Here is a 17,733-nt window from a genome sequence, read left to right as displayed (position 1 = left end):
CAAATCCAGATTGCTTATGCCTATTTTTTGGCTCTTTCATCTTTCAAGGTTTTCCACGACTGAGCCAAAACCTTCAGTTGGGCAGAAATCGTGTTTGTTACATCTAGCGTGCTGGAAACTGCGACTGCTTCCGATGTCACATCGGCACCACAAACAGGCTTCATGGTAACTTTGCCTTTGGCTGGGAACTGCGCAACCTGCACATATCGTGGGTCAGATACCAAAAATGTCCAAGCCCGACCCTGAAGCGGATTTGTTACATCAGCATAGGGCTGCCCATTGGGAAAGCGGACTGTCATTGTTCTGCATGCCGGGAAAAATATTTCATTTTTTCTTTTGTTTAAGTTGTTCTTTAAATATGTATCCAAAGCTATTGAGTCTAAAGGGGCAGGGCCGACGGTATAGTCAAATGAAAACTTCTTGCCCTCGATTTGGTCTCCTGCAAGGTACCCGGTGCCACTGTCGCTCGTCGCTTTGGTGCCCTTGAGTAACTGATACGTATCGAGAGCTATTGGTAGGCGTAAATAAAACTTTGGAGGAGGGTTTTCATTATCTCCTCCTTTGCTAATTAAGATGGTCGCAATGCCTAATATGTTAGACGCGATTCCTACATACTTGGTTATGTTCGAGCTGCGCTCATCGTTTACCTCAACGCCTACGCTTTGCAAGCTATCGGTACCATCAATCTTCGTGGCGGTAAGGGTGGTTTTTTCACCCCATGGATCATCTCTCAAAATTTCGAACATTCGGGGAGAGAGCCCGTTTTCTTCCCACTCTACCCTTCCCGGTGTTGCGGTAATTCCACTCTCGTCGGAGGGAATGAAATCCCCTTGCGTGTCATTTTTGCTAGAAAATCTGACTACTGTTTTTGAAAGTGTAAACCGTAGGAGGCTATCAGTTGACTGCCCGCAGGCAGGTTCGGAGCACGGATACTCACGGTACTGTACGTTCGGTAGCGGTGTGGTGCACGCGGCGAGCAGCGTGCTTGCCGATAAGACAGTGAGGGTTCTGTTCATTGTATGCTTGCCCTTGATTGTGCATGGCCATTCGCCATGTATCAAGCTAGCGGGCAGTTCATAAAGCGCAAGGTGTGCCCGCAATCTCGTTTGCTTCGGACATTCGCTGAAGTCTCAATGGCCAGAGTTAGGAGGTAGCGAACTGTTTTCCGCGGTAGGTGGAAGCTCGTCGCCCCATTCATCCTCTCGGTCGTGCCAGTGCCCTGTGTCAACCATCACAGAGTTTTCGACGAACTCTAAACCGTTGGAGTCAGGGTAAGGTGTTTCGCATGTTAGTTCACAAGTGAAATCGAACGATTCGTCCATTTCCGCGCCGTCTCCATTCCGGAGATCGGAGTTTGAGCCCCATTGCAATGTCACGTCGAGCGTACCGCTTACCTTGAAATGAACCGCCTCAGAGGTAATCCGCACGACCTCATGCGACTCGACGTATACACGCTCAAGGTAGTAATGAGTAGCTAGCTCGTATACAGCGTCCAGGCTTTCCCCTACAACCTGCTCAACCGCAGCATCACTGATCTCTTCCGAGAGACGATCCGCTACCGCCTCTCTGCATTCCAGAATGCAGGCCATTAGCCTTGCCACCGCTTCGACGGTTTCCTCCGCCAGGCGTTCTATTTCGTCGTCATCTAACCTAAAAATTTCGGGCGTGATGTGGACGTACTCACTCAGTCGGATCACAGCATCCCGTAGATTTTCGTGCACCTGTTGGAAATCTAACCCTAAATTTTTCGTCACGTAGTCGTTAGATAAGCCGCCTTGAGTTGCATACACACACCTCTCGACTCGCGTCACTTGGGGGATCACGCCTCTAGCTTTCTTCTTCCACCATATGCACTGCTGAACTTCTTCATCTGGTGCAAGTCGTGCAAGCGTATGGCTCACTAGTTCGCGCATTGCAAAGGCGAAATTATGGAAGCGCAGCCCATTCCGGTGGTCTTCAAGATTAATCATCGCTGCTTCGTACAGTTCCCTCTCGAATTGCGAGTCAGCTACGAGCTGCAAAATCCTTTCATCCATCACCTTTTCCCCCAACCTATGACGTTAATCGCTAACGATCCGCCTCAGTCCAGGCTCCAGCTGCGATCAAAGCGCCGAACACGAGCAGCAGGGGAACTACCAACAATGACAAGGCGCTCTCCACGCCCGTGGCCACCAGGTAGCCAGCTGTTTCTCGGAAGCCGAACTCAGCAGTCATATCCCATGCGAATGAAATCAAGCTAATTGTGGAGTGGGCGCACAACACTGATCCAACCATACATAACACCCCCGCAGCGCTCACAGCCAGCCTTGCCTTTAGGTCCATTGTCCTCGTCCTCCGCCGAAAGTCATGCCACACGGCACCTAGCCATCAAATCACAGAGGGGTTTGCGCCGCGACCCAAAACCTTACCTTCTTTTTCGACCTATTCGTTTCTTACCAAGCAACACGGCGATGGCTTCCCCATGGTTCATCAGGAAATCGTTAGACTGTGGCGAGGATTCCAATATCGAGCACAGCCTGTATGTCTGTACGTACCTTGCCTTCACTCCTGTCGCTTCCAGAACTCCTCATCGCGAGAAATGCCGGCACCACCGTGCAGGGTACAGGGAGCGAGGCCGAAGCTGATCGACTACTCATCAGCAGCCGTTATGCTGAGGCGGCAGATAACTATCAAAAGCTCACTCTCGACGACATCAACCGACGGGAAAAGCTTGCGTATTGCCTTTTTTGTGATGGTCAGAGTGATTTCTTCACCGTCTTGGATGCCCAGGTGGAGTGCGCATCGCCTTGGGGGTTAGCGCTCCACTTGTGGGCTTTCAAAAGCGGTCGCTTCACGTTAAACACAGCAACAGATGAGCAGAGTGAACGGCTCGCTAAGATTCTGCAGCGTGCGTTGGCATCGGACTCCTGGCCAAAACTGCGGGAATATTTGATCGCTGGCTGCTGGTACCAATCTCTGCAGCAGGGGCATGACACGCAACAGGCCAGAGCTCTCCAATCTGAGGCAGCTGCAGCGTTAAGAAAAATGGCTTCGAAGCTTCAAGATTCCCTTGAGCTGTGCACTCGGATTTTCAACTACTACGGAGACCGATCCGAGCCGCAGGTCTTGGCCCTTCGCGATCTGATTAAAGATATCAGTGCGAACGATACGCCAGTCTTGTCTGCACTTTTTTCTGCGGCCATGGTTGTTCGAGACACAGAGCAGGCTAAATTAGCGCTATCCGAATTGTGCCGCCGTTACAGCGATCACGAATTTCTCGAACAGACAGTGTCCGCTGTAGCCTTGGAAAATGACTGTCCAGCGTTTTTGGACTGCCTATCAAATGAGCTCAAGGTCGTCAGTCTGAACCGCCCTGAGATTCGATTGTTGAATGCTCTGGCGAGGGAGGATCTGGTTGAGGTACAAGCGCTTGCTAAGACCATGCCTGCAGACGGGCCTGCGGAGAGCGTCCTTGATCTCCCGCGCATATCAGAACCTTTTTTTGACTTCTTACTATCCGGAAGAACCTCGCAAGTCGGTGGTTGGGGCAGTGGTGCACCTTGGGCGGCGGTTTTGGGTGAGCGCCTTGTAAAAACGTTACCAGTAGGCGCACTGCGAAACTCATTCCTCCAATCGTGCAGGGACTTTTTAGGCGACGAGGAACTTTTCAAATACGCCAGAGACCTGTGTGAGCTCTTCGAGTCGTCTCTTTCCGATGAAGATTTTGACTGGATTCTGCTTCCGGAGTGTCTTCGCCTGGTAAACACGCAATCATTTGCGAAATACGTGGTGAGAAAGGCATCGGAAGAGAATGACTACCCTCCATTCGAGTCCGATGACCCAGAAAGCGACTGGTATCGATTTGTCCCTGCGATCAAGGAAGAACTTCTGCCTCTCCAAGCCAAGGTTAGGGACGCCATAGAGTCCGTCCTGGAGAATTGGGGCGTTCCGCTGAGACCAAGTCTAGCTAGGCGATTGGCGGGCGAAGGGTTGCCCGAGGCTTTAAGTGTTCCACTAGCCGAGGTCGAAGCCGCGCTTTCCGGGTTGAATGGAAATGACTTGGCATACTTGCAGTTGGCGTTACTCAAAACTTCGGCCAAGGTCGCCGAAAAAATCTCGCCAGCAGATGCACACGAGGTTGCTGTGCGCGCCTACAACGACTTCATACGCCCTAGCTCCCTCACTGAATATGGTGAGGAACGTGTTCGGACCTTGGTGGGAAATTGCATCTTACCTGACCACCTAATTGCGTCTGCACTGACCAGGCATTTGCATTCGATGTGACCACGTGTTTGCATTGCACTTGACCACACGCTCACCCGTTCGATACCGCCTAGAACAACGAGGTGGGCGGCATTACCTGTGGCGTGCCGTCGAGAATGCACTCCCACCCCCATGTCCTGAGCGCGGACGTCTTCTTGAATTCTTCAATAAGATCAGCTGCGATGTCTTCTACACCTGTCCTCAGCGCAAATTGCGGGCGCATGGCATGCATAACGTCCAGCCCCATATCACCGGCAAGCAGTTTGAGCATTGCTTTTGTGCGTTGCTTCCAAGGCAGGCTTCTGCCACGCCGTTGCGGATGCTGGTAAACCATCGTGTTTAGGTGGGCTGAGGCGTGGATGTAGTCAGTGCTAGTCATCCATACCTGCAAGTGAGCAGGCGCTCCCAGAGGTAGCACGTTCATAGCAAGCCAATCGATCAGGCAGACGGCAACGCCTCGCCCCTGTAGCTCCATCGCTAGTATTAGAATGACTTTGTGCAGCGAACCTGCTGCTTTTATAGCGAAGGGTCGTTTACCCAGATGGTCTGCTTCAACCAATAGCGCGATCAATGCTGACAGGGAATCAAGGCCCGCTCGGCGTTCGAGCTTTTCCAGCAGGATTTGGGTGGTTGGTTCGCGTCGTTGACTGTTGCAAAAACTGTCGCTTCCATCGCTGAACAGTACCAGCTGGATCTCAGTGGCTAACGTCCTAAAATAGTCGTCGAAATCAAATTTCTTTTTCTTGATGATCAGCCTCATCAATGTCCATAGCGGATGGTGCAATTCCCGGGTCGATCCCGGTGCCAAGATCTCAACCCTGCTCAAGGTCTTGGCCTTGGGCGAGATTAAATTTTGCTCGTACCTCGACCACTTGCTTCGGTAATGCCGGATCGTGCCGTTGATATTCCTCCGAAAAGATTCCTTCTCGAAATGAAGCTCAAGTGCGTACGCAGTTTTGAGTCCTGTCCGTTGTTTCAGCCCCTCAAACCAATAACGCAGGGCGAGCATCTCTACAGTGTTATTCCTAGGATTGCTATTTTCCGGGATTTCCTCGCGCAAGCTATCTGCGAAGTCCGAATAAATTTGCACAATTCTTTTAAAATCAGACACTTGGAAATCCTACGCTGATCTTTGTACCGTAAAAAATGTAGAAGTCTTACGGCTGGAGCGCAAGGTGGCGGTTTATTACTATTAACTGTGACCAAACCGGACATTGAGTGCGATGCGTGAGCCCATGCAGATCCAAATCCTGGCGTCCGAATTAGAGCTTGATCTAAAGGATCGGTATGGCCTGATGGTGGGAGGCAGTGCCCTGTGGAGAGAGCTTGGGTATACGTCCTACGACGCATTTAGGAAGGCTAAACAAAGAGGCACAATTGAAGTGCCTCTGTTCGAAGTGCCTAATCGTCGGGGGTTCTTCGCGCTATCAAGGGAGGTTGCATGCTGGATCGCAACACAGCGCTGTGCTCGTCAGCAAGCTGTGTGACTAAGCAATTGAGGAGAATCGCAATGAGACCAGGCTAGGCGTTAGCCGGTGGATTTGGAGCACAAAAAAGCCCAGGGGTGGAGCCCTAGGCTTTTTTGATGGTGTTAGGTTTTGAGCCCTATGCACCACCATTCTGTGTTCCCTCGCGTTCGGCGTCAAGCCGACCACCTTCCGTTTGTCTGCAATTTTCACACGGCGCGACTTGTGAGGCTCAAACACGCCTGTCGCGAGGAGAACACATGAGGCTGCCAATAGAAACGCAGCGCGAGGTGCTACGCCTCGCCTATGATCCCAGGCTGTCCAACAGGGCAATCGCTCGGTTGGTCAAAGTTTCGCACAACACGGTTCGCGCCATTCGAGATCAGTTGGCGCAATGCGGGCAGAGCTGGGAGGAGCTTAGGCACCTGGACGACAAAGGACTAGCGGAACGCTTGCACATCCAGCCCAGAACCTCTAGCCAAAGAAAGGTCTATCCGTCTTGGCTGGCTGTCCACGAACAGCTGAAGCTGCCTGACGTCACCCTTGAACTCCTCTGGCAGGAATTCCGGATAGTCGAGCCTGATGGTGTGTCCTATGCCCAGTTCACACGGCTTTATCGTGAGTGGGTGAACAAGCAAAAACTGAGCATGCGTCAGATCCATCTACCCGGAGACAAGTGCTTCGTGGATTTTTGTGGGAGGACAATGCCTGTGACAAACCCGGACACGGGAGTGCTCACCCAGGCTCAGGTATTTGTGGCAACGCTCGGCGCTTCAGGATATATCTTCGCCTCAGCAGTAAGTAGTCAAACTACACCTGACTGGCTCAGATGCAATGTGCTAGCCCTGGAGTTTTTCGACGGCGTTCCCCGATTCGTTGTGCCTGACAACCTGAAGTCAGCGGTCACCAAAAACGCGAAGGATACGGTGATTCTAAATCGCGCCTACGCCGAGCTTTCAGAGCATTACGGGTTTCAAATCTTCCCTGCCAGGCCGCGCAAACCCAAGGACAAGTCGCTCGGTGAAATTGCTGTGCAACTGGTACAGAGATTCGTTCTGGCAAGGCTTCGGGCAAGCACCTTCTTCTCACTGGATGAGTTGAACGAAACAATCCGTTACTGGGTTGATGAGCTAAACAATCGAATCACGCGAACGTACCCAAAAAGCAGAACCACCCGCTTCCTTGAGCTGGATTATCCAGCTCTCAATCCCCTCCCGGAACAACGATACAGCTACAGCCAATGGGTTTATCAAGTCCGAGTGGGCAGCGACTACCACGTAGAGTTTGAAGAGCACAGTTACTCAGTGCCCTATCATTTTGCGAATCTCCTCGTCGATCTACGCGTGCGTGACGACTGGCTCGACATTGTTCATCAACGCCGTGTCATCAGTTCTCACAAGCTTAAGAAACAGCGCGGATTTAGCACTCTGAGCGAACACCTGGCGCCCAATCACAGCCATTTTCAAGACTCCCAGCCAGAAGCACTGCTGGTGTGGGCTGAGGCTATCGGGCAGGAAACGCTGCGGTTCGTGAAGGACAACCTCGCTTTGCGCAGAGATTTCGCGACTGGCTTGAAGGCCGTAATAGCCCTCAAACGTGACGTCCGTAAAGGAGAGATTTCGTCATCTCGGCTGGAATCGGCGTGCGCCTATGCCAACGGTTTGAACATCCTGAGTTCGGAGCGGTTGCGGTCGATCATTCGGAACGAATCTGATCTGCGCCCCAGTTTCCAAAGATCCGCCCCCTTGGTTGAACACGCCAATATCCGTGGCGCTGAGTACTACGCTTCGCAAGGAGATGAGCCTCTATGAAACCGATCTTCAACACCGTCCAGAATCTTATGCGCCTTGGCCTTCACGGGATGGCCGTGGCGTACGAGCGGCAGCTCGAAACCCCGGCGCTGCTGAAGGAAGCATTCGATACAAGGCTTGGATTAATGGTTGACGCCGAGAACAGCGAGCGAGAAAGCAGAAAAATCGCACGTCTGTTGAAGGGCGCGAAACTTCGTGAGAGCGAGGCAACGATGGACAGTATCGAATTCAAAGCCTCCCGTGGCCTAGACCGGAACACTGTCATGACCCTTGGCGAGTGCGATTGGCTGGCGCGTCGCCAGAACGTAATCATCACCGGCGCAACAGGCACAGGCAAAACTTGGCTCGCATGCGCTCTTGGGAATCAGGCCTGTCGTTTGGGCCGCCCGACCCTGTATCGCACTGCCACCAAACTCTTTGAAGAGATTTCCCTTTCATACGCAGATCACTCCATGCCCAAGCTTCGTCGGCAGTTGATACGTGCGGAGTTGCTGATCATCGACGACTTGGGCATCGGTGGCATCGATGCGCAGCTTGGCCCGTTTTTACTCGATGTTATCGATCAACAGTCACAGAACGGGTCGCTGCTTATCACAAGCCAGTACCCGAAAGAGAAATGGTACGACTTGTTTTCCGACCCCACGATTGCCGACGCGATTCTTGACCGTATCGTTCATAAGGCCCACGTCATTGAGCTAAAAGGAGAATCGATGCGAAGGGTGAAAAGTCGTCGGCGCTCTGAGTAGCGTCAGGCTCGTACCTAGACTGGTCAACACGAATGCAAATGGTCAACTCGAATGCAAACAGCTGGTCAGGTGCAATGCAATCGGCTGTTTTCAAAGTCTTTAATAGCATTCAGATGCGACTATTTTGCTACGACTTTCAGATAGCGACTTCGAGTGTTCTGCGGTTTCAAAATGGGTCAGGGCCACCTTCAACGCCGGTAAATGTGATCTCAGGAGGTTCCCCGTCTTGCTGCCATCCGAATTGATAGAGCAGCCACTGGTAACCCTCTTCCTGACGATCAGTTATAAGCAAAAGCGTCCAGCCAGCCCGGAGGAGTAGGTTCGCGTTTTCTTTGCTTCGGGTACTGATCAATTTTGTTGTTTCGCCGATGCTCATCTGGTGTCTCATGCAGAGAGTTTTGGAGGAAGATAGCCCTGGACTGGCTTGAGTATGGGTGGGCATGAAGACTGGCTCAAGGATCTTGATGCCATCAGTGCTGGTGCTATAGGATCGTATCAGGAGATGGCATTCCTCCTCCAACCGCCCCGTGCTGATGATGCCTACGTAAACCCTGGACAGGGTGCGTAGGTGTGCTCCCTGTCCCAATCGAGGACAGGAAATGATCCCTCCACACGCTTTTCCCTGCTTTCCAGACAGCCTGAAGTTTCCGTCTCTATCGCAATTCTTTGGTCGGGACTGATGCCCATGCTGAAATCACTTTTCGCGATAGCCATTGGTGCATCGGCAGGAGCGTGGATACGTTGGGGGCTGGGTATGCGTCTGAATGGCCTTTTCCCGACACTGCCTCCCGGCACTGTCCTGGCCAACCTTGTCGGCGGCTACATCATCGGTCTCGCGCTGGCGTTCTTCGCCTCAAATCCATCAATCAGCCAGGAGTGGCGTCTGCTGATCATGACTGGCTTTTGCGGTGGCCTTACCACGTTCTCCACGTTTTCCGCAGAAACTCTGACGCTGATTCAGGAGGGTCGAATGGTCTGGGCGCTGGGAGCGATCAGCGTCCATGTCATAGGCTCTTTGGTCATGACTGCGCTCGGACTGCTGACTTATCAAATTCTAAGCTCCAACTGAGGTGCTGATCATGAAAGGCTTTCTCGTCGTTTTTTTCACTCAACAGAATCGTCGCTATCAAGGAAAAATGCTGGGGGATTGGGTGGTAGATCTAGCGAAGGATCTGGGCTTGCGAGGCGCGACGCTTTCCACGGGTATCGAGGGGTTCGGCCACACGGGAAAGCTACATTCTGCGCATTTTTTCGAGATGGCCGATGAGCCTGTAGAGATCCAGCTTGCCATCACAGAAGAAGAGTCTGATCGCCTCTTTCAGAGGCTGGAGCAGGAACCGATCAGCCTGTTCTATATCAAAACACCGATTGAGATAGGCTTTGTCGGTGGAGGAGATGCGTCAGATCAACCTACGCCTGCTGTAGATGTGTGATGAGGGGAGTCGATGCCGTCGTGTGGGACTACCGGCTCTTTTAGTACGTGCTCCCCCTGCAACACTATTTTACATTTGGGCGACAGCTAGCTAAGATCGCCGCATTGGAGATGGCATTCCTCCATTAACCAACCGCTGCGCCCGTAGCAGCTGATGATGCCTACAGAAACCTGATCAAACCAGGTCTGTAGGCGTTCGCGCTCAGAATCCCTTCTTTGGTCAGGCCCACTTACTTTTTTGTGGCTGGCCAAATGTCTAAACTCCGACGACCTGAACAACTCGATTTACTGCCTTACATCGCTAAATGGCTTGCGCTTGCAGGCCTGGTTGCTCTGTTGGCAGGCTCCGCCTCAGCGTTCTTCCTGTTTTCTCTGGATCATGCCACCCAGTGGCGGGAAACCCACCCTTGGGTCATCTGGCTCTTGCCCGTTGCTGGCTTCGCAGTGGGGCTTGCGTATCACCTGATGGGTAAACCGGTCGATGCCGGCAACAACCTGATCATCGACGAGATCCACGACCCCAAGAAAATTGTCCCTCTGCGCATGGTGCCGATGGTGCTCATCGGCACCGTTGTTTCCCACCTGTTCGGCGCATCGGTGGGACGTGAAGGTACAGCGGTGCAGATGGGCGGCGCCCTTGCCGATCAACTGACGCACGTCTTACGGCTGCGTCGTGAAGACCGCCGCGTGATTCTCATGGCCGGCATCAGCGCGGGCTTTGCGTCCGTCTTCGGCACCCCACTCGCGGGGGCTTTGTTCGGGCTTGAAGTGTTAGCCATCGGTCGCATGCGTTACGACGCGCTTTTCCCTTGCGTAGTTGCGGCAATCGTTGCTGACCAGGTGGGGCAAGCCTGGGGCGTTGTTCATACGCATTACGTCATCGGTGAAGTGGTTCCGGTGCAGCTGTGGAGCGTCATGGCGGTGGTAGTTGCCGGGATTATCTTCGGCCTCACTGGTCTGCTGTTCGCCACGGCCACCCATAAGCTCGGTGCGTGGTTTAAACGGCGTATCACTTATTCCCCATTAAGACCCTTCGCCGGCGGCCTGCTGATAGCCGTCGCGGTGTGGGCGCTCGGCAGTAACCCTGACATCGACGTCGACAAGTACATCGGGCTGGGCATTCCGAGCATTGTTCAATCCTTTCAAATGCCGGTGGCACCCTGGGACTGGTTTGGGAAGATGGTGTTCACCGTTGCGTCGCTGGGCAGTGGTTTCAAAGGCGGCGAGGTCACACCGCTGTTCTACATCGGCGCCACGTTAGGGAATGCGTTAGCTCCCCTGTTGCATCTTCCCTTCGCGATGTTGGCGGGTATCGGTTTTGTCGCAGTGTTTGCGGGAGCGGCGAATACGCCGCTGGCAACCATTGTCATGGCCATGGAGCTGTTCGGGCCTGAGATTGCGCCGCTCGCGGCCATTGCCTGTATCGCCAGCTACCTCGTGTCCGGGCATACCGGTATCTATCACGCCCAGCGGGTTGGTCACAGCAAGCATCACCGCGCTCTGCCGGAAGAAATCCGCCTCTCCGACATCAAGCAATTTCATGCTCAACGCGAGTCCACCAGCGAGCGCAAAGAAACTCTCGTGGGGGAAGAGAAATGATCGAACATCGTCAAGATCGACTGACAGCTTTGCAACTCTATTTTCCCGGTGCCAGTCGGGCTCGGGTTACACATTTCTGGCATCACCTGAGTGCGCCCGCGCTGGCCCAACACCTTCTTAAAGTCGCCCAAAAAGCCAAGATCGAGCAAGTCATGCTCAAGCCGATTTCGGCAGGGTATCTGCCAGGCCAACGCCTCTCCCATCATCACCCGGAGCTTGGCGATATGCGCCATCCCCAGTGCCTGGAACTGCTGGATACAGAGGACAAGCTGCGCGCCTTTTTGCGCGATCACGCTGACGAATTACGCAAGGTACGGGCCGTTCTCCTCTTGTGCGAGTTACCACTCAGTGACGCGTCGTGACTCATCTTGAAGATCCAGCTTGTAGATGAGGCTGTATGGCCGACCCAAATCTCGGTCGCTTTCACCACCTTATGAGGATGCTGCCATGAACGGCTTTCAACTGACGTTTTTCACTGAACAAAGCACCCAATACCAGCACCTCCCACTTGGAGAATGGCTGGTCGAGTTCGCTAAGCGGAAAGGGGTGCTGGGCGCAACGCTGGTGAGCGGTACAGAGGGATTGGATCATTTGGGACATTTGCATACCGCGCATTTTCTTAGCGGTGCCGATCATCCCGTCATGGTGACGATATCCACTGATGAGCCCGGTTGCGACGAATTGCTGGAGGCATTGGCCAAGGAATCGATTTCTCTCAGCTATCTCAAATTGCCCATTGAATACGGTCGAGTCGGCCAGGCGGAAAACTAAAACACCGTTTTGGGCAGCTAATATAAAGGATAAACGCCATGTACCGAGTTTATAACTTGCGTCCACAACCTCAAGCTGCTGGCTGGGCTCGCGACAACAGATCGCTCCTCTTGGGGCTGATTTTTGGGTCACTTTTTCTGGCAGGGATGGCGGGCAGCCAACGGGTATCCAGCGAGGGTTGGTACATCGTGACCTCGCTCGAAGGCGCCATGGTCACGCTGCGTATGCCGAGTGAGAAAGCTTGCAAGGCCGACCTGTCTCACACCTGTGTGCCGGGCTACGCGCTCCGAGCACAGCGGCAGTGAGCGTGATGAGTAGGGAGTCGGTGGGCAGTCCAACAGATGAAATTTCAATGGAAGGCTCACAGATTTCCGTTCATTCAAATCACTTGAAAGAATTGGGAGACCACATGGGTGCAGTGATGCTTTGCATCGTATTCGGTCTTGTCATGGGCAAGTTGCTCACAGGATCAGTTTTTGAGTTTGCCACGCTTTTCATCGTAAGCCTCGGAGTGTCGCTGGTCACCTTTAATCAGTTAAAGCAAACGCGGATCAGGCTCAAGGCGCAGGCTGGCTACTGCTGCTCCGTAATGGTCGCGTCAGATCAAATGCTTGAGCTTTTCCAGATGGGTAAGGCAGGTCAGTTCATGCCCCTCTTGGGCGAGATTCCCGAATTGGTTATTGGGGGCTTCCTGGTTCCCGCAATCGCGGTGTCCGCAGTCCAGTTGTTCAGGGTACTGATGGATATCTGACGTCCGCCTCAGAGGCCACCAACTTACTAATGTCGCTAATTACGATCCCGAATCGTTCCTTGGAGATGAACTATGAACACCCGTATCCAAGCTATTCATGCACGCGAAATCCTCGATTCACGCGGTAATCCTACCGTTGAGGTTGATGTCACCCTGGAGAGCGGAGCGCTGGGCCGGGCATCAGTGCCATCCGGTGCGTCTACAGGCGCTCACGAAGCTGTAGAACTGCGTGATAACGATTCCCATCGATACTCAGGGAAAGGGGTGCTCAAGGCCGTTCATAACGTAAATACCGAAATCCTCGCCGCTCTCAGAGGCTTTGATGCAGCTGATCAAGAGCAGCTTGATCATTTAATGATCAAGCTGGACGGAACCGCTGACAAATCCAGGCTCGGAGGAAACGCCATCCTGGGCGTTAGCCTGGCCGTTGCCAGGGCAGCTGCTTCTGCCATGAACCTGCCGCTATTCCAGTACCTCGGCGGCGACCAAGCCGTGAGAATGCCCGTGCCGATGTTCAATATCCTCAATGGCGGTGTGCACGCCAATTGGCAAGGGCCTGACTTTCAGGAATTCATGATTGCACCTACAGGCGCAGCCAGCTTCAGGGAAGCCTTGCAATGGGGCGCTGAGGTTTATCACGAGCTGAAAGCGGTGCTTAAGGATGCCGGTTACTCAACGGCGGTCGGAGATGAGGGTGGTTTCGCACCGACCCTCAAGAAAAACTCAGATGCCGTCGAACTGATCATTCAAGCCATCGAGCGGGCCGGTTATAAACCGGGGGCTCAGATCGAGATCGCTATCGATCCGGCTTCCAGCGGTTTTTATGAAAACGATCTTTACCATCTGCGTTCGGAAGGTCGCAAGGTCGATGCCCAAGAGCTTATTAGCCTCTATTCCTCATGGGTCGACAAGTACCCGATTGCGGTACTGGAAGATGGACTCGCGGAAGACGATTGGTCGGGCTGGAAGCTATTGAATGATTCGCTGGGTAACCGGATCGAATTGGTTGGAGACGACCTGTTTGTCACCAACGTCGAACGGATTCAGCGAGGCATCACAGAAAACGTCGCCAATGCCGTACTGATTAAACCCAATCAAATCGGAACTCTGACAGAGACCAAAGCCGCCATTGAAATGGCCTACGGGGCAAATTGGGGGGCAATGGTTTCTCATCGCAGCGGAGAAACTGTGGACAGTTTCATCGCCGATCTGACTGTCGCCATGGGCACCGGCCATCTCAAGACCGGCGCTCCGTGCCGGGGGGAGCGGGTCGAGAAATACAATCAGTTTCTACGAATAGAAGAGCATCTGGGAGGCCGTGCCATTTATGCCGGCCATGATGCGTTTGTGCGGTAATGCCCTCCTTTTTGATACCAACCTTTACGTAACGAGAGCGACGTAATGACCCCGCCAGAAAAGCTATTAGCTTGGACCAGGAGATGGAGACTCCAAGATGGCGTCGTCATCTGTAAAAGCTGTGCGGCGCAGCAGCCTGAGAAATTCTGCGATCAACCATTCGCGCACAGGCCTGGCTGTGATGACGTCAGTTCGCGACTCTCGCAGCCGTGGTCTGACCTGAATGCGATCATTAAATTGCTCGGCCCTTAGCCGTTAAACCTGCTGGATGGACAGCGTAAACATCGAAGCACGGGTATCCGTTGGCAAACGTCAGCGGCCTTAGCCTTTCATACAAGCTTGGAGATATGAGCATGAGCTACACGGACATCCCCGCCGGCAACGCCATCCCCGATGACTTTTTCACGGTCATCGAGATTCCTGCAAATCATTCTCCGATCAAGTACGAGGTCGACAAACCGAGTGGCCAGATCTTTGTTGATCGCTTCCTCAGCACGCCGATGTTCTACCCGGCTAACTACGGGTTCATTCCAAATACGTTGAGCGATGACGGCGACCCTCTAGACGTCCTGGTGATTTGCCCTTACCCGGTTTCACCTGGTGTTGTCATTCGCAGCAGGCCGGTGGGTGTGATGTACATGACGGACGAAGCGGGAGCGGATGCCAAGGTGATCGCAGTGCCTCATGACAAACTCAGTTCTATGTACAGCGACGTGAAAGAGTGCTCAGACCTCCCCGCGCTACTCCTTGCTCAGATCCAGCATTTCTTCGAAAACTACAAAACGTTGGAGCCGGGTAAGTGGGTGAAGATGGGGCGTTGGGGAAGCGCTGATGAGGCGCGGGAGGAGATTCGCAAGTCGGTAGCTGCGTATTTCCCCAAATAGCTTCGTCGGTAGCTTATAGACCGAGAGTCGAACTGAGAGGCGCTTGAGTCGTGAGGGCCTCTCAGCAGCTTGGAACACCAAATCTCCACGGAGCCACGAGGACAGAAGAATTTTTGGCGTATGCATTCATCCCAAGTTTTTGCCAGGAATGTTCTGGCCATTGGCAGGGGGAGTCCAGACCTCATATTTGATGCATTTCTGGCGGCTCGCTATCCCTTCGTGGGATTTTTGTTTGTTCAGATTGATTCGAGCAGAGTGAAGATTCCAGTTATTCAATGCTCCCTGGGCAACGATGCCCCTTATAAGCGTCGCCATTGGCAGAAAGTTGTCGTCGAATGGATGCCACGCCGATTAGCAACCAGAACGACCCAACCAGGAATCCGCAGAGCACATCACTGAGGTAATGCAAGCTGAGAAACAGCCGGCTCAGGCATACCGCAATGATGACCATGGCTGACCAAAATCCGACCTCGATCCTGAGGCTTCGGGTGGGCAGTTCGCGGGCAATGATGAAGCCGATGAACCCTATGACAACGGTGGTGGCAGTCGCATGCCCGCTCGGAAATGATGGGTTGGACTCGGTAATGCCTTGCAGAAAATCAGGCCTGACCCGGTCGATCCCATACTTGATTGCCCAGGTCGTCACCTCGGCCCCGAGGAACGAACTCCATAGTGGCACCAGCATTGCCAATCGGCCCATCGACCACAGCAGCGAAGACACGATCACCACGATCACACTCATCGAGAAAATCGTGCCCATGGAGGTGACCTGGACGAAGATCTCAAGCAGCCAAGGTGTGCGAAACGGTTCGAACAGCGCGTTCACCCGAGCGTCGACGTGGGCTATGCCACTCCATCTCAGCACAAGATAGGCCAGCACGGGGATGAGGCATCCCGTAATGACGGCTGCTACCAGCAGGTGTCTTGCTTCAAATCCGACGTTCGCCCTTGAAGGCCCCCGCATGGGCCCTTTCAAAAGCGCTGCCCGAACCAAGAGCCGCCCGAAAATCACCATCAGAACCACGCCTACTAAAAACCATATTGCGTTCGTGTTCGTGCTCATTCTTCTCCTAAATGACATGTACGCGCCTAGTAACGACTGTGTGTGAGCGCACGTAAAGATTCCGTGAAATCAATCTTCGCGTTTCCTGACACCGCAAGCCCGCTGGCTTCGTTTGCCTCGTTACGCTCGTGGGCATGGCCTTGATAGTCTATCGTGCGTCATAATAGTTCTAAATCAATTATTGAAATGTAACAGTCGTAACATTAGGATTGAACCATGAAAACTCAGAACTGGTTGCTGCTGACCTACAAAGTCCCGTCCGAGCCTGCCAAAAAGCGCATCGGCCTATGGCGAAAGCTCAAGGGCATGGGCGCCGTATATGTACAGGGCGGTGTTTGCCTGCTTCCCAAGACCGATGACCACGTACGGCGTCTGAAGATGCTGGAGAACGACATCGCGGAGATGGCAGGTGATTCACTGATTCTTGAAACCGTCGCGCTGGATCGGGCCCAAGAAGAGAAGGTCATCGAACGTTTCAAGACAGACCGCAACGAGGAGTATCGAGAACTGCTCGGACGTTGCGATGACTTCGAGGCAGAGATCGCAAAAGAGACCGCAGCCGAGCACTTCACGTATGCGGAGCTGGAAGAAAACGATGTCGATCTGAAGAAGCTCCAGACCTGGTTAGAAAAGATTCGCAAGCTCGATTTTTACGGCGCGCAGTTGCTGCAAGACGCTGAAAAACGGCTTCAGGAGTGTGAGGTGCTGCTGGACGGATACGCACAACGGGTATTCGAGGCTCAGGACGAAAACCGATGATCGACAGGAGATGAAATGAAGCTGACGGTTCTTACCTACAACACGCTTTTTGCGGGGCGAGATGGCACGGACTCACGTCGCGCCACCGACCAGATCGCGCTGATTAATGCGGTGAAACCCGACGTGTTTCTGATGCAGGAGGCCAAGCATTTCGAGCAGAACGGGGCTGCCCTGCTGTTCGAGCTTGAGGCGAAGATAGGGATGCGTGGTTTCTTGGCCAAGGCCCCGGTGACCGGACAGAACGTGGCCATTTTCATTCGCCTGCCGATCCAGGCCATTCGCTTCGAAGTCGACGCCGAACACTTCCATCACGCATTGGCCACGCTCACCGTCTCCATTCCCGGCGTGAGCCAGCCGCTGACCCTGATGAGCGCACACTTGAGCCCCAACGGGCGGATTATCCGGCAGCGCGAAGCGGCGTATCTGGCGCTGTATGCTCAGCCGGACAAATACATCGTGCTGGCCGGGGATTTCAATTCCGCCTCGCCTCGCGATCCGCAGCCATTAGATTTCCGTGAACTGGCCGCGCACCACCGTACGCGGTATCTGGCCGATGATCTGCAAAACATCGATCACAGCGTTGTTGCCGGACTGGAAGCCGCTGGCTGGCACGACATCGGATACAGGTTGAAACAGCAGACTGTCCCGACCGTCCCGACCGCAGCATTTACACAGTCCGAATTCCCGACCATGCGCTGTGATTACGTCTGGACGTCGCGAGCGCTGGCAGAGAAAGCCGTCACTTATGAAGTCATCCGCACGACTTCAACGGATACAGCATCCGATCACTATCCCATCGTCTGCACCTTTGAGATCTGACCCATGATCCCCCGGACTTTCGCTCAGCGTATGG

Annotated in this window: 19 protein-coding genes and 2 riboswitches; of the genes, 14 read left to right on the top strand and 5 right to left on the bottom strand. The window is 53.6% G+C overall.

The window, feature by feature from the left end:
• Nucleotides 1-20: 20 nt before the first annotated feature.
• The gene (locus ACF8FG_RS20790) at nucleotides 21-746 is read right to left on the bottom strand and encodes a hypothetical protein (protein ID WP_286952936.1); all 726 of its coding nucleotides are present in this window, start codon (nucleotides 744-746) and stop codon (nucleotides 21-23) included.
• Between the two features lie 384 nt (nucleotides 747-1,130).
• Nucleotides 1,131-2,036, bottom strand: coding sequence for a hypothetical protein (locus ACF8FG_RS20785; protein WP_286952937.1), 906 nt, complete (start codon nucleotides 2,034-2,036; stop codon nucleotides 1,131-1,133).
• A 484-nt stretch (nucleotides 2,037-2,520) separates the two neighbouring features.
• Here ACF8FG_RS20785 and ACF8FG_RS20780 point away from each other — a divergent pair, with 484 nt between their 5' ends.
• Nucleotides 2,521-4,263 carry a hypothetical protein gene (locus ACF8FG_RS20780; RefSeq protein ID WP_286952938.1) on the top strand — a complete coding sequence of 581 codons (1,743 nt, stop codon included), beginning with the start codon at nucleotides 2,521-2,523 and terminating at the stop codon, nucleotides 4,261-4,263.
• A gap of 49 nt (nucleotides 4,264-4,312) precedes the next feature.
• On the opposite strand, the gene ACF8FG_RS20775 is transcribed toward ACF8FG_RS20780, so the two are convergent.
• Entirely contained in the window at nucleotides 4,313-5,353 is a 1,041-nt protein-coding gene (locus tag ACF8FG_RS20775) for a hypothetical protein (RefSeq protein WP_181074426.1), read from the bottom strand.
• 615 nt (nucleotides 5,354-5,968) lie between these two features.
• Between ACF8FG_RS20775 and istA the strand changes: the two genes are divergently transcribed.
• Nucleotides 5,969-7,519, top strand: a complete 1,551-nt coding sequence (gene istA / locus ACF8FG_RS20770) for an IS21 family transposase (RefSeq protein WP_286952941.1) — start codon at nucleotides 5,969-5,971, stop codon at nucleotides 7,517-7,519.
• Entirely contained in the window at nucleotides 7,516-8,265 is a 750-nt protein-coding gene (istB, locus tag ACF8FG_RS20765) for an IS21-like element helper ATPase IstB (protein ID WP_181074424.1), read from the top strand. Before istA ends, istB begins: the two co-directional genes overlap by 4 nt.
• Before the next feature lie 166 nt (nucleotides 8,266-8,431).
• On the opposite strand, the gene ACF8FG_RS20760 is transcribed toward istB, so the two are convergent.
• Complete coding sequence (locus ACF8FG_RS20760) at nucleotides 8,432-8,641, bottom strand: hypothetical protein (RefSeq protein WP_181074423.1); 210 nt, start codon at nucleotides 8,639-8,641, stop codon at nucleotides 8,432-8,434.
• A gap of 113 nt (nucleotides 8,642-8,754) precedes the next feature.
• Nucleotides 8,755-8,815, top strand: a riboswitch (Fluoride riboswitch).
• Nucleotides 8,816-8,950: 135 nt separating this feature from the next.
• Between ACF8FG_RS20760 and crcB the strand changes: the two genes are divergently transcribed.
• The 9 genes from crcB to ppa all read left to right on the top strand — a co-directional run bounded on the left by crcB (nucleotide 8,951) and on the right by ppa (nucleotide 15,058).
• Nucleotides 8,951-9,334 carry a fluoride efflux transporter CrcB gene (gene crcB, locus ACF8FG_RS20755; protein ID WP_181074422.1) on the top strand — a complete coding sequence of 128 codons (384 nt, stop codon included), beginning with the start codon at nucleotides 8,951-8,953 and terminating at the stop codon, nucleotides 9,332-9,334.
• A 10-nt stretch (nucleotides 9,335-9,344) separates the two neighbouring features.
• On the top strand, nucleotides 9,345-9,698 hold the full coding sequence (locus ACF8FG_RS20750; RefSeq protein WP_181074421.1) for a DUF190 domain-containing protein: 354 nt from the start codon (nucleotides 9,345-9,347) through the stop codon (nucleotides 9,696-9,698).
• A 97-nt stretch (nucleotides 9,699-9,795) separates the two neighbouring features.
• Nucleotides 9,796-9,868, top strand: a riboswitch (Fluoride riboswitch).
• A gap of 81 nt (nucleotides 9,869-9,949) precedes the next feature.
• On the top strand, nucleotides 9,950-11,296 hold the full coding sequence (locus ACF8FG_RS20745) for a voltage-gated chloride channel family protein (protein WP_181074420.1): 1,347 nt from the start codon (nucleotides 9,950-9,952) through the stop codon (nucleotides 11,294-11,296).
• Nucleotides 11,293-11,658 (top strand): hypothetical protein, encoded by a 366-nt coding sequence (locus ACF8FG_RS20740; protein WP_181074419.1) that lies wholly within the window; start codon nucleotides 11,293-11,295, stop codon nucleotides 11,656-11,658. Before ACF8FG_RS20745 ends, ACF8FG_RS20740 begins: the two co-directional genes overlap by 4 nt.
• 85 nt (nucleotides 11,659-11,743) lie before the next feature.
• Nucleotides 11,744-12,067 carry a DUF190 domain-containing protein gene (locus tag ACF8FG_RS20735; RefSeq protein WP_181074418.1) on the top strand — a complete coding sequence of 108 codons (324 nt, stop codon included), beginning with the start codon at nucleotides 11,744-11,746 and terminating at the stop codon, nucleotides 12,065-12,067.
• Between the two features lie 38 nt (nucleotides 12,068-12,105).
• Nucleotides 12,106-12,372, top strand: a complete 267-nt coding sequence (locus tag ACF8FG_RS20730; RefSeq protein ID WP_181074417.1) for a hypothetical protein — start codon at nucleotides 12,106-12,108, stop codon at nucleotides 12,370-12,372.
• A 104-nt stretch (nucleotides 12,373-12,476) separates the two neighbouring features.
• Entirely contained in the window at nucleotides 12,477-12,818 is a 342-nt protein-coding gene (locus ACF8FG_RS20725; RefSeq protein ID WP_181074431.1) for a hypothetical protein, read from the top strand.
• 72 nt (nucleotides 12,819-12,890) lie between these two features.
• Nucleotides 12,891-14,174 (top strand): phosphopyruvate hydratase, encoded by a 1,284-nt coding sequence (gene eno, locus ACF8FG_RS20720; RefSeq protein WP_181074416.1) that lies wholly within the window; start codon nucleotides 12,891-12,893, stop codon nucleotides 14,172-14,174.
• 353 nt (nucleotides 14,175-14,527) lie between these two features.
• Nucleotides 14,528-15,058 (top strand): inorganic diphosphatase, encoded by a 531-nt coding sequence (gene ppa / locus ACF8FG_RS20715; RefSeq protein ID WP_181074415.1) that lies wholly within the window; start codon nucleotides 14,528-14,530, stop codon nucleotides 15,056-15,058.
• A 268-nt stretch (nucleotides 15,059-15,326) separates the two neighbouring features.
• On the opposite strand, the gene ACF8FG_RS20710 is transcribed toward ppa, so the two are convergent.
• Nucleotides 15,327-16,121, bottom strand: coding sequence for a phosphatase PAP2 family protein (locus ACF8FG_RS20710; RefSeq protein WP_181074414.1), 795 nt, complete (start codon nucleotides 16,119-16,121; stop codon nucleotides 15,327-15,329).
• A gap of 216 nt (nucleotides 16,122-16,337) precedes the next feature.
• On the opposite strand from ACF8FG_RS20710, the gene ACF8FG_RS20705 reads away from it, so the two are divergent.
• A complete protein-coding gene (locus ACF8FG_RS20705) occupies nucleotides 16,338-16,880 on the top strand; it encodes a Chromate resistance protein ChrB (protein WP_312352293.1) in 543 nt (180 codons plus the stop codon).
• A gap of 15 nt (nucleotides 16,881-16,895) precedes the next feature.
• On the top strand, nucleotides 16,896-17,699 hold the full coding sequence (locus ACF8FG_RS20700; RefSeq protein WP_181074413.1) for an endonuclease/exonuclease/phosphatase family protein: 804 nt from the start codon (nucleotides 16,896-16,898) through the stop codon (nucleotides 17,697-17,699).
• Nucleotides 17,700-17,733 lie beyond the last annotated feature (34 nt).

Source organism: Pseudomonas sp. YQ_6, from assembly GCF_043103245.1.
GTDB lineage: Bacteria > Pseudomonadota > Gammaproteobacteria > Pseudomonadales > Pseudomonadaceae > Aquipseudomonas > Aquipseudomonas alloputida.
This window is presented reverse-complemented; position numbering and strand designations above follow the sequence as displayed.

Excerpts from the sequence above, each read along its gene's own strand:
- ACF8FG_RS20790 (WP_286952936.1), bottom strand. The coding sequence starts at position 746 with ATGTTCGAAATTTTGAGAGATGATCCATGGGGTGAAAAAACCACCCTT.
- ACF8FG_RS20750 (WP_181074421.1), top strand. The coding sequence starts at position 9,345 with ATGAAAGGCTTTCTCGTCGTTTTTTTCACTCAACAGAATCGTCGCTAT.
- istB (WP_181074424.1), top strand. The coding sequence starts at position 7,516 with ATGAAACCGATCTTCAACACCGTCCAGAATCTTATGCGCCTTGGCCTT.
- ACF8FG_RS20785 (WP_286952937.1), bottom strand. The coding sequence starts at position 2,036 with ATGGATGAAAGGATTTTGCAGCTCGTAGCTGACTCGCAATTCGAGAGG.
- ACF8FG_RS20710 (WP_181074414.1), bottom strand. The coding sequence starts at position 16,121 with ATGAGCACGAACACGAACGCAATATGGTTTTTAGTAGGCGTGGTTCTG.
- ACF8FG_RS20705 (WP_312352293.1), top strand. The coding sequence starts at position 16,338 with ATGAAAACTCAGAACTGGTTGCTGCTGACCTACAAAGTCCCGTCCGAG.
- eno (WP_181074416.1), top strand. The coding sequence starts at position 12,891 with ATGAACACCCGTATCCAAGCTATTCATGCACGCGAAATCCTCGATTCA.
- ACF8FG_RS20740 (WP_181074419.1), top strand. The coding sequence starts at position 11,293 with ATGATCGAACATCGTCAAGATCGACTGACAGCTTTGCAACTCTATTTT.
- ACF8FG_RS20745 (WP_181074420.1), top strand. The coding sequence starts at position 9,950 with ATGTCTAAACTCCGACGACCTGAACAACTCGATTTACTGCCTTACATC.
- ACF8FG_RS20735 (WP_181074418.1), top strand. The coding sequence starts at position 11,744 with ATGAACGGCTTTCAACTGACGTTTTTCACTGAACAAAGCACCCAATAC.
- ACF8FG_RS20780 (WP_286952938.1), top strand. The coding sequence starts at position 2,521 with ATGTCTGTACGTACCTTGCCTTCACTCCTGTCGCTTCCAGAACTCCTC.
- ACF8FG_RS20760 (WP_181074423.1), bottom strand. The coding sequence starts at position 8,641 with ATGAGCATCGGCGAAACAACAAAATTGATCAGTACCCGAAGCAAAGAA.
- istA (WP_286952941.1), top strand. The coding sequence starts at position 5,969 with ATGAGGCTGCCAATAGAAACGCAGCGCGAGGTGCTACGCCTCGCCTAT.
- ppa (WP_181074415.1), top strand. The coding sequence starts at position 14,528 with ATGAGCTACACGGACATCCCCGCCGGCAACGCCATCCCCGATGACTTT.
- crcB (WP_181074422.1), top strand. The coding sequence starts at position 8,951 with ATGCTGAAATCACTTTTCGCGATAGCCATTGGTGCATCGGCAGGAGCG.
- ACF8FG_RS20700 (WP_181074413.1), top strand. The coding sequence starts at position 16,896 with ATGAAGCTGACGGTTCTTACCTACAACACGCTTTTTGCGGGGCGAGAT.
- ACF8FG_RS20730 (WP_181074417.1), top strand. The coding sequence starts at position 12,106 with ATGTACCGAGTTTATAACTTGCGTCCACAACCTCAAGCTGCTGGCTGG.
- ACF8FG_RS20725 (WP_181074431.1), top strand. The coding sequence starts at position 12,477 with ATGGGTGCAGTGATGCTTTGCATCGTATTCGGTCTTGTCATGGGCAAG.